Source organism: Armatimonadia bacterium, from assembly GCA_039679385.1.
Taxonomy (GTDB): domain Bacteria; phylum Armatimonadota; class Zipacnadia; order Zipacnadales; family JABUFB01; genus JAJFTQ01.
On the sequence record JBDKVB010000080.1, the window covers coordinates 1 to 8,427 of the forward strand.

Here is an 8,427-nt window from a genome sequence, read left to right on the forward strand (position 1 = left end):
TCGGACGGAAGGCGGAGTAGTACACCCGGCGCAGGGACAGCTTGCCGTAGAGCCACACGGCAGCGGTCAGGTACTCGCGGTCGCAGTCATCGGCGCCGCCGACAACGAACTGCGTGGTCAGCCCCGAGCGGACCTTCCCCGCCTCATGCAGGTGTGCGGCGTACTGCAGCGGACGCAAAAGCTCGTCGCGGAAGTGCTTGTCCGGGGCGATGCGGGCCAGTTCGGCCACCCGGGGCGCTTCAAGATTCACGGAAACGCGATCAGCCAGGGACGCCGCAGCCTCGATGGCAGCCTCACTCACTCCCGGCAGAATCTTGAGGTGGATGTAGCCGCGGTAGTGATGCCGGCGGCGCAGGATCTCGACTGTGTCGATCATCTGCTCCTGCGTGCGCTCAGGGTTGTCGCGCACCCCGGAACTCAGGAACAACCCCTGAACGAGTCCGCGCTCCTCCATCCGGAGGAAGGTGTGTGCGAGCTCTTCGGGCTGGAAGGTCTGTCGAGCGCACCCGGCAGAGGAGCGACACGCGCAGTAGAAGCAGTCATTGCGGCACTCGTTGCTAAGCAGGACCTTGAAGACCGGCAGACAACCGCCGCCGGAGGCCTGGGCGAGGAAGATGGCGCCGGAGGCATGCCGGAGCGCCTCTTCGCGTCGCTTGAGGGCTTCGGAGAAGCTCACCCCGGGAGCCGTGACATCGAACTGTGCGCCGTCACCCAGCAGGTCAAGTTTGGTTTCGAGCTCCATGGCCATCACCTCCCCCTGGAGATACAGGGAGATGATAGCAAACATGCGTTCGATACGCAAGAGGCAGATAGCCGACAGGGCCGAGGGGCCACGAAGGCACCCTCGGCCCTGCGAAGTGATGGCTGTGTGGACCTAGCCGGCGACCGTCATGTCGGCGAGGAACTCCCGCGTGATCTTCTTCCCCAGGAGGAAGAACTTGCGGTCCGGATGCCACAGGATGTAGTTGCCCTGGCGGCGGGTGAAGCTCGGATACACGCCGCAGTCGGTGCGGTTGAGCGGGCCGATGCCTTTGCCGTCGTTGTCCATGAGCTGCTTGGACTCGCTGAACCAGATGGGCTGCTCTGCATTGGGCCGGAACTCGCCACGAGCGAGAAAGGCAGGGCGACGGTTCTTGCCGGTGTCCTCGGGCTCGCAGCCTTCGAAGCGTCCGGAGTTGTTGTGATGCAGCAGTATGTACTCCCCGCGCTCGAGCTGGTAGATGGGGCAGCAGCAGAGCGGCTCGAGGATGGGCAGGCCCTTGTCGCGGCGGAGCAGAGGCGCCGGGTTGCGCCAGGTGAGGCCGTCGTCGGACGACACGCTGTACCAGATGTACCCGCTCATCGTGCGCATGGTGCAGAAGAGCCGGTTGTCGGGCAGGCGCACCAGACTGGGTTCCTGGGCGATGCTCAGATACGGGTTGGTGTAGTGCGGGACGCGCAGCGCCTGATCGCCCCAGCCTGAGTAACTGATCCGGATATCCTGCGGGGCCGGGTTGTCGTCGAGGTTCTCGAAGCGCATGAACTCGACCACGGTCTCCCAGGCGGTCCAGGACTTGTTGTGCGCCGGAGTGCGGACGGCTTTGCTCACCCAGCGGCTGAAGCCGGTGAACCAGCGGCCGCGCAGGTCGCGGATCGGGAGCTGCCAGACGATCCAGTTGGAGGGTACATGCGGATCGGGATCATCGTGAGGACTGCGCGGCATGGGGATGGTGACCGGGGCTGACCAGGTCGCGCCGAGGTCGTCGCTGTAGCAGCAGTCCATGGTGCCGGTGTGCTGATGGATGACATCGTCGATGCCCTGGTACTGGTTCCAGAGGACGTAGATGCGCCCGGACTTGGAGGTGATGGGGAACCCCCAGCTCGACATGTACCCATCGCCCGGATGCTGGGGCCCGACGATATGCCGGGGCTTGGCCCAGGTGACGCCTTCGTCGAGCGAGCGGGAGAACATGATCCGGTGATCGCCGGCGCCTTCGTAGCTGCTCTGGGTCCACACGGCCATGAGAGCGCCGTCGGGGGCATCGGTGACAAGGAAGTGCTCGTTGCCGGTGTCGAAGGTGGAGCCGTCAACGCTTCCGGGGCGATAGACGACGTAGTCGGGCTTGGTGCGCTGAATCTCGGTGTTGAGAATGTCTTCGAGGGACATGATACGGTTCTCTCCCAGTGAGGTGGTGGGACGGAGCTACGTCGCCAGATCGAAGGGCAGGTCACAGATATCGCGCAACCGCCGTCCCTCGACGAGCATGGAGAGTGTCTCCTCCTGGCCATCCATGTCAGCCTCGGCCACGGCCTCTTGCAGCTCGTGGAGGGCGAAGTGATAGACGCAGTCGATGTCACCGGTGCCCATCGCAATCGATGCGAGACGAGTCGGGAGCGGCTCTGCCGTTACGGCTGCGATGATCGGCGTCTTGCCTTTGCGATTCCTGATCAGGTTGAGGGCCTCGGTGCGGGTGTTCTGCGCCCTGTCGCTTCGAATTGTCCACTTACAGGAGATGCTGGCGTGAAGGATCGCGCGTCGAGAGGGTACGTTCGCCGCCCTGAGAGGAGTGTGAACAGGAGGTTGCCCGGCAGGGCCGACGATCTGACGGAGACGGTTTATCTCCGGGTCATCTACTGGGGCGCGGGCCACGATGATGTCCGGCGTCACAAGGTAGTCGCCACCAAGCGCGGCTCTCAGTTCGGGGTTCTCGGCCAGCACCCTCTGTAGCTCATTGAGGTGCTCGTACTGGTCAAACTGTGCGATGCCGGCGCTCGCCTGACTGGTGGAGAAGAGCCACTCGCCCGGACGCAGGTGATGCAAGCACTCGAAGGCCTTCTCGAGAAACCCACGGGTATGCTCGGTGAACAGGGTCCCAGTGGTCTGGCCGTCCTTGGCACGTCGACACAACGGATGCGGCAGCCTCGCAGCCAAGCCTTCTGCGAGCGCTTTGCTTGTCCTGCTGCTGCTGTCGGCGATGTTGAGCGAAGGGGGCCCTGGCCGCCATGCCAATACATCGGTGCATATGGCACGGTGGTAGTCAGTGCGCAGAGCGGCGATCGTCTGGGACGCGGCCTGCCGAGGCATCTTTACCTCTCTTCCGGCGGTGCCAGGAAGGAACTGATCCTGTTACGCACGTGCTCCAGATCCCTCAACTCACACGCCCACACGACCAAAACGGACCAGCCCAGTTCGGCCAACTCACGCTGCACAACGGCATCTCGCAGTGCGTTCCTCTCGAGCTTCTGCCGCCAAAAGGTAGTGTTCGTGGAAGGCAGCTTGCTGCGGGAGCACCCCTCGTGTTGGTGCCAGAAGCACCCGTGCACGAAGATGATCTTGCGATGGCGGGGCAGCACGATGTCGGGGCACCCCGGCAAGCCGCGCACATGCAGGCGGAACCTGTACCCCATGCGGTGCACGATGGACCTCACCACACGTTCGGGCTGCGTGTTTGCGTTGCGCACGCTTGCCATGATCTCATGGCGCTTCTCGGGCGCAAAGGTATCCGTCACTGACCCGGTCCCCTCCGAGAGGCGAGCATGGCGAGCACACAGTCCGCCACCCGTGCTGCCAGGACTGGAGGAACAGCGTTGCCGATCTGCCGGGCGATCTCTATCTTGCTGCCGCGGAACACGAAAGCGTCGGGGAAGGACTGCAGACGTGCGGCTTCGCGGTGTGTGATCGGGCGATGCTGTTCCGGGTGCAGGTACCGGCCCTTCTCAGGCTTGTAGAACTCGGTGCGGATAGTGAAGGCTGGACGGTCCCACCACAGACGTCCGAACAGGTCCGTGCCACCCGACTTCTTCCTCTTCCAGCACTCGGGGGTCAGCTCCGGGGCCCGGCGCAGTAGGTCTACTCGGTTCATCCCCTCCTCGGGGATTGCCTCATACCTCGCGCGGCTTTTTGCCGTCGGCGAGCGTCCAAAGTGCAGGTCCAACGGAGGGGGCATATCGCGTATCTCAGTGCCCACCGGTGCAGGCAGGTCGCCAATCGCATCACGTACCGTCCGCCACGGTCGAGGCGCACGAACATAGCAGCCGACTTCGTCACCGAAGGCCAAGGACGGCGTATAGCCCCTGGGGTAGTGCGTCCTTTTGGGAGGGAAGAACAGCGCAGGATCACAGAAGCTACAGCCGACGATGAAGGCTCGCAGACGCGACTGAGGGACGCCATAGTCGGCGGCGCAGAGCTTGGCTGCCGTCGTCCGGAACCCCGCGGCGCCTGCGGCCGTCACGATCTCGTCGTGTTCGGGAGACCCCAGTATCTGTGGGACGTTCTCCATGACGAACACGCTGGCTCCCGACCTCCTCACGATCTCAAGGAACGGTAACCACATACCACGTCGCGGGTCACCATCTCTCTTCTTGTTGAGAAGGCTGAAGCCCTGGCAGGGCGGCCCCCCGATAACGACATCGGCCTCAGGCACCACCACATTGCGGTCCGAGAGTATGCCCTCGATGTCCCCGCAGATACAGTGAGGGCCGAAGTTTGCGCTGTAGGTGTCGACCGCGGTCTGGTTGTAGTCGTTGGCCCAGACCGGCTCATAGACGTGCCCCAAGAACCGCGTGAAGCCGGCTGTCATGCCGCCTGCTCCCGCAAAGGCGTCGATGAGCCTCGGACGTAGCCCGGCGCAGCTCAGCTGTCCCGCGCTCCGCAGATGGAACAGGTCCTCCTCACTGCAGAGAGCGGCTTCGCTGACACCGGCTGGGGCACTCGCATAGGAAGTGTTGACCATGTTCACCCTGTCACAGCTTCTCCAGACTATGTCCATCGGCATCGGCCCCCGGGAGACCTCGACCGAGCAAAGGGCACGGTCCGATTATACCGTCCAGAGCAGGCTGGAGCAACCGCATCCAGGGAATGCGTACACGGACCCAGACTGGCCGGTTGGTTCACGCCAGGGGCTGGGAAGACCTGCCCCAGGGCAGGAATCGGCGACGGATAGAGGAATGGACTGAGCATGAGAACACGACTGATCGCCTTGCTCCTCCTGCTGGTCGGTACCTATGGCTGTGCTGAGAGCCCCAGGCCTGAAGTGCTGATGGTTCGCAGCCCTGACTCGGGCGCCGGGAACTGGGGTGCACTTCCAGCCCTCCTCGGTGCCAAGGTCGTTGTGGAGTCGCGCGAGGATGGGGCTCTGCCGGAAGGTGATCTGGGTAGGTACAAACTCATCGTGCTCAGCACCAACCTGAACGTGTATGAGTCGGAGCGGCAGCGGCTGTGGGAGTACGTGAACGTGGGCGGGAAGCTGGTGACGTGGTTTGCGGATGATGCCCGGGCCGACCGGATCTTCTGGCCCTACCGGCTGGTCCTTAGCGACCGCGACCCGTCGGCGGTGACCTTCGCAAGCAGCGGCCATCCGCTCCTCAAGGGGCTTGCGGGAAGGAAGTTCGAGGGGACCATCCAGGGCGGCGACGTGGCGAAGGACTGGGACCGCGAGCACTGGCAGGTCCTTGCTGACACAACCGATGGGCCTGCGATGCTGCTTGCGTCCTACGGCAAGGGATGGATTCTGGATGTGCAGTTCCACGTCGGGCTCTCCGCGCGGCACGACGCAATCGCCCCGCTAGTCAGTAACCTGATCGACTGGGCCGGGCTGACACCGGTCTCACCGGCCGACTTGGCCAAGAGGTCGCGAGAAGAGGTCATGCTGGCGGTGGCCCGCCATCAACTCCGCACGCTCCAGGAGGGTGACTGGAAGCGCGGGACCTGGGCCGAGGTGGAGCAGTCGCGACCGCCCACAGGGATCTCCTGGAACTACCCCTGGGGTGTGACACTGTATGGGCTGCTGCGGGTCAGTGCGGTGACGGGCGACAACACCTTCGCGCAGTTCGTGACGCGGCACAACCTGATCGCGGCGAAGCAGCACGACTACCTTCAGTGGCAGAAGGCGACCTTCGGGCAGGCAGTGCGAATCGGGTCGCTGATGGAGATCCTGCGGCTGAGTTCGCTGGATGACTGCGGATCGATGTCGAGCCAGGTCGTCGAGGGGATGCTGAACTACGGGGCACCGCGCACTACCGAGACGCTCGCGATGATGCAGCGGGTAGCCGACTACATCAGCCACAAGCAGTCGCGGCTCCCCGACGGGAGCCTGTGCCGAGGGTCAACGCTGTGGATCGATGACCTGTACATGAGCTGCCCCTTCCTGGCTCGCTGGGGCACCTTCACCGGAGACAGCAAGTACTGGGATGACGCGGCACGCCAACTGCTGAACTTCGCCGGGCGGCTTCAGGACAAGGACGGCCTGTGGTTCCACGGCTGGTTCAACCGCGAAGGCAAGGTCAACGGCTACAAGTGGGGACGTGGTAACGGCTGGGCGCTTCTGTCAGAGGTGGAAGTGATAGGGCAACTGCCGGAGGGCCATCCTGATCGCGCTCGGCTGATGGAGAACCTGCGCAGGCATATCGAGGGTCTGGAGAAGGTGCAGGCGCCCTCCGGGCTCTGGCGGCAAGTCGTGGACCGGCCGGAGCTATGGGAGGAGACCTCCTGCACCGGGATGTACGCCTACTGCATCGCCCGGGCCTGCAACCGAGGCTGGATCGGCAAGGAGCATCTGGTGTACGCCCGGCGAGCGGTCGATGGGCTCAAGGCCAAGGTCGGCTGGGACGGCAGCGTGTTCGACACCTGCGCGGGGACAGGGATCGGTCGGAGCCTGGAGCAGTATGTTGCCCGCCCGCGACCGGTGAATGATGGACACGGGCCGGGGCCGGTACTACTGGCCTTCTCGGAGGTTCTGGCGGCGGAAGGCAAGTAGCCTTCGACGGCTCTCTTCGAGTACGCGCTTGCAGGCCACTACAGACCGGCTCCGGCCGGTCTGTTCGCTTCCGAGGGCAGGGAAGGCGGCAGTGGGAGACCGGCTACGCAGGGCGACAAGGCGATTGTCACAGAGCCGGGCCTCCGGACAGGCTTTGATGAAACCTGGGCCGGATACGTGTGTTATAGTAGTGTCAGTTGTTGCCGCAGGAGCTTTCAGGTAGTGATCGAGCAGCAATCGGCAGGGGAGCCACAATGGTTCACGCGAAGCTCACCGTCCTGGGGAACATCAACATAGACTTCGTGATGGAGACCGACCGTCTACCAGACCCGGGGGAGAATCTGGTCGGGAAGAACCTGCGGTTCGTTCCGGGTGGCAAGGCGGCCAACCAGGCGGTCACGGCCGCCCGTCTGGGAGCACAGGTAACGCTCATTGGTCGTGTGGGACGCGACGCCTTCGGTCCGGCGCTCGTGGACAACTTCGAGCGCGAAGGCATCAACACGGACTACATCGTTCGCGATGAGGAGGCCGTAACGGGTGCGGCCTTCGTCGCGCTGATGCCGTCGGGTGAGAACAGCATCCTGACGGTCCTGGGTGCCAATGACCGCTGCGACCCCGAGCAGGTCGAGGCGGCCTCACCGGCCATCGAGCGGGCTGACCAGTTGCTGGTGCAGCTCGCCGTTCCGACCGAAACCGTAGACCGGGCGATTCAGATCGCCGTGGACCGTGGGGTTCCAGTCCAGCTCGACCCGACGCCGATTGGTCGGGGGCTGCCCAAGCTGTGGCACCGCGCCTATCGGGTCACGCCCAATGAGAGCGAGGCTTCCGCAGTCTCGAAGATCACCGTGAGCGACGTTCCCAGTGCCGTGGAGGCCTGTCGGAAGCTGCGGCGCCGGGGTGTGAAGGTGCCGGTAGTGAAGCTGGGCGGCACCGGTTGCGTGGTCCTCGATGACCAGGGGCCGCGTCTGGTCGAGGGGTACTCGGTTGAGGTAGTGGACACCACGGGTGCCGGAGATGCCTTCGCGGCCGGTCTGGCAGTGCGTTCCGCAGAGGGTGCGCCCATCGACTGCGCCCTGGCCTTCGCCAACGCCTGCGGGGCACTGGCCTGCACCGTTGTGGGTGCCCAGCCGAGCCTGCCGCGACGAGAGGCTGTAGAGAAGTTCCTCAAGCTCCAGGGTGGCGAGGAGAAGGCATCGGTCATCGCGCTCTAGAGGCCCGACGGGCGACCTGAGTTCGTACCGGAGGAATCGCCGGACGGCGGGCCATGGCCCGCCGTCTCTGCGTCTGTGGCGGCAGGCACCGTCGCCAACAAAGGCGCTACGGGGGACAGGTCTGGCTCGTGGGACTTACCCACTTCCAGTGCTGCAAGGCCAGACGGCACCTCAGCCCCCAAGCCCCCTCAATGAAATGGCCTGTCAAGAGGCCGGGGCGAGAGGATGTGTCGTTAGCCTTGAGTCGTGCCTCCGTTGCCCGTGGCCATGTATATAACATGGCCAGGTGTGTGCTGTCGGAGGTCTGCTGTTACGGGTCTGGCGGTTGCTGTCCGCGATCTGCCCTCGCCTGGTTGCGGTCTGCCGTCGCCGTGTGCTGTGCCCTTGGCCTGCGTGATGGAGGCTTTCTCATCCCTCAATGGGTGCCGACGTCGCACAGGTTAACTTCGTAGACTGCCGGCTCCTAAACCTCTCCCGATCTC

At 64.3% G+C, this 8,427-nt stretch carries 7 protein-coding genes; 2 read left to right on the plus strand and 5 right to left on the minus strand.

Annotation, left to right across the window (positions count from 1 at the left end; all coding sequences use genetic code 11):
- The 5 genes from ABFE16_09760 to ABFE16_09780 form a co-directional block, all read right to left on the minus strand.
- Positions 1-742: radical SAM protein (locus ABFE16_09760; protein ID MEN6345585.1), on the minus strand; the 742-nt coding region annotated here is incomplete at its 3' end.
- Between the two features lie 132 nt (positions 743-874).
- On the minus strand, positions 875-2,146 hold the full coding sequence (locus ABFE16_09765; GenBank protein ID MEN6345586.1) for a sialidase family protein: 1,272 nt from the start codon (positions 2,144-2,146) through the stop codon (positions 875-877).
- 36 nt (positions 2,147-2,182) lie between these two features.
- Positions 2,183-3,064 (minus strand): NgoMIV family type II restriction endonuclease, encoded by an 882-nt coding sequence (locus ABFE16_09770; GenBank protein ID MEN6345587.1) that lies wholly within the window; start codon positions 3,062-3,064, stop codon positions 2,183-2,185.
- Positions 3,065-3,066: 2 nt separating this feature from the next.
- The gene (locus tag ABFE16_09775; protein ID MEN6345588.1) at positions 3,067-3,489 is read right to left on the minus strand and encodes a very short patch repair endonuclease; all 423 of its coding nucleotides are present in this window, start codon (positions 3,487-3,489) and stop codon (positions 3,067-3,069) included.
- Complete coding sequence (locus ABFE16_09780) at positions 3,486-4,712, minus strand: DNA cytosine methyltransferase (protein ID MEN6345589.1); 1,227 nt, start codon at positions 4,710-4,712, stop codon at positions 3,486-3,488. The genes ABFE16_09775 and ABFE16_09780 overlap by 4 nt, the downstream gene beginning before the upstream one ends.
- A 225-nt stretch (positions 4,713-4,937) precedes the next feature.
- Here ABFE16_09780 and ABFE16_09785 point away from each other — a divergent pair, with 225 nt between their 5' ends.
- Both ABFE16_09785 and ABFE16_09790 read left to right on the plus strand, forming a co-directional pair.
- Positions 4,938-6,734, plus strand: coding sequence for a glycoside hydrolase family 88 protein (locus ABFE16_09785; GenBank protein MEN6345590.1), 1,797 nt, complete (start codon positions 4,938-4,940; stop codon positions 6,732-6,734).
- A 254-nt stretch (positions 6,735-6,988) separates the two neighbouring features.
- Positions 6,989-7,945, plus strand: coding sequence for a ribokinase (locus tag ABFE16_09790; GenBank protein MEN6345591.1), 957 nt, complete (start codon positions 6,989-6,991; stop codon positions 7,943-7,945).
- Positions 7,946-8,427: the final 482 nt, after the last annotated feature.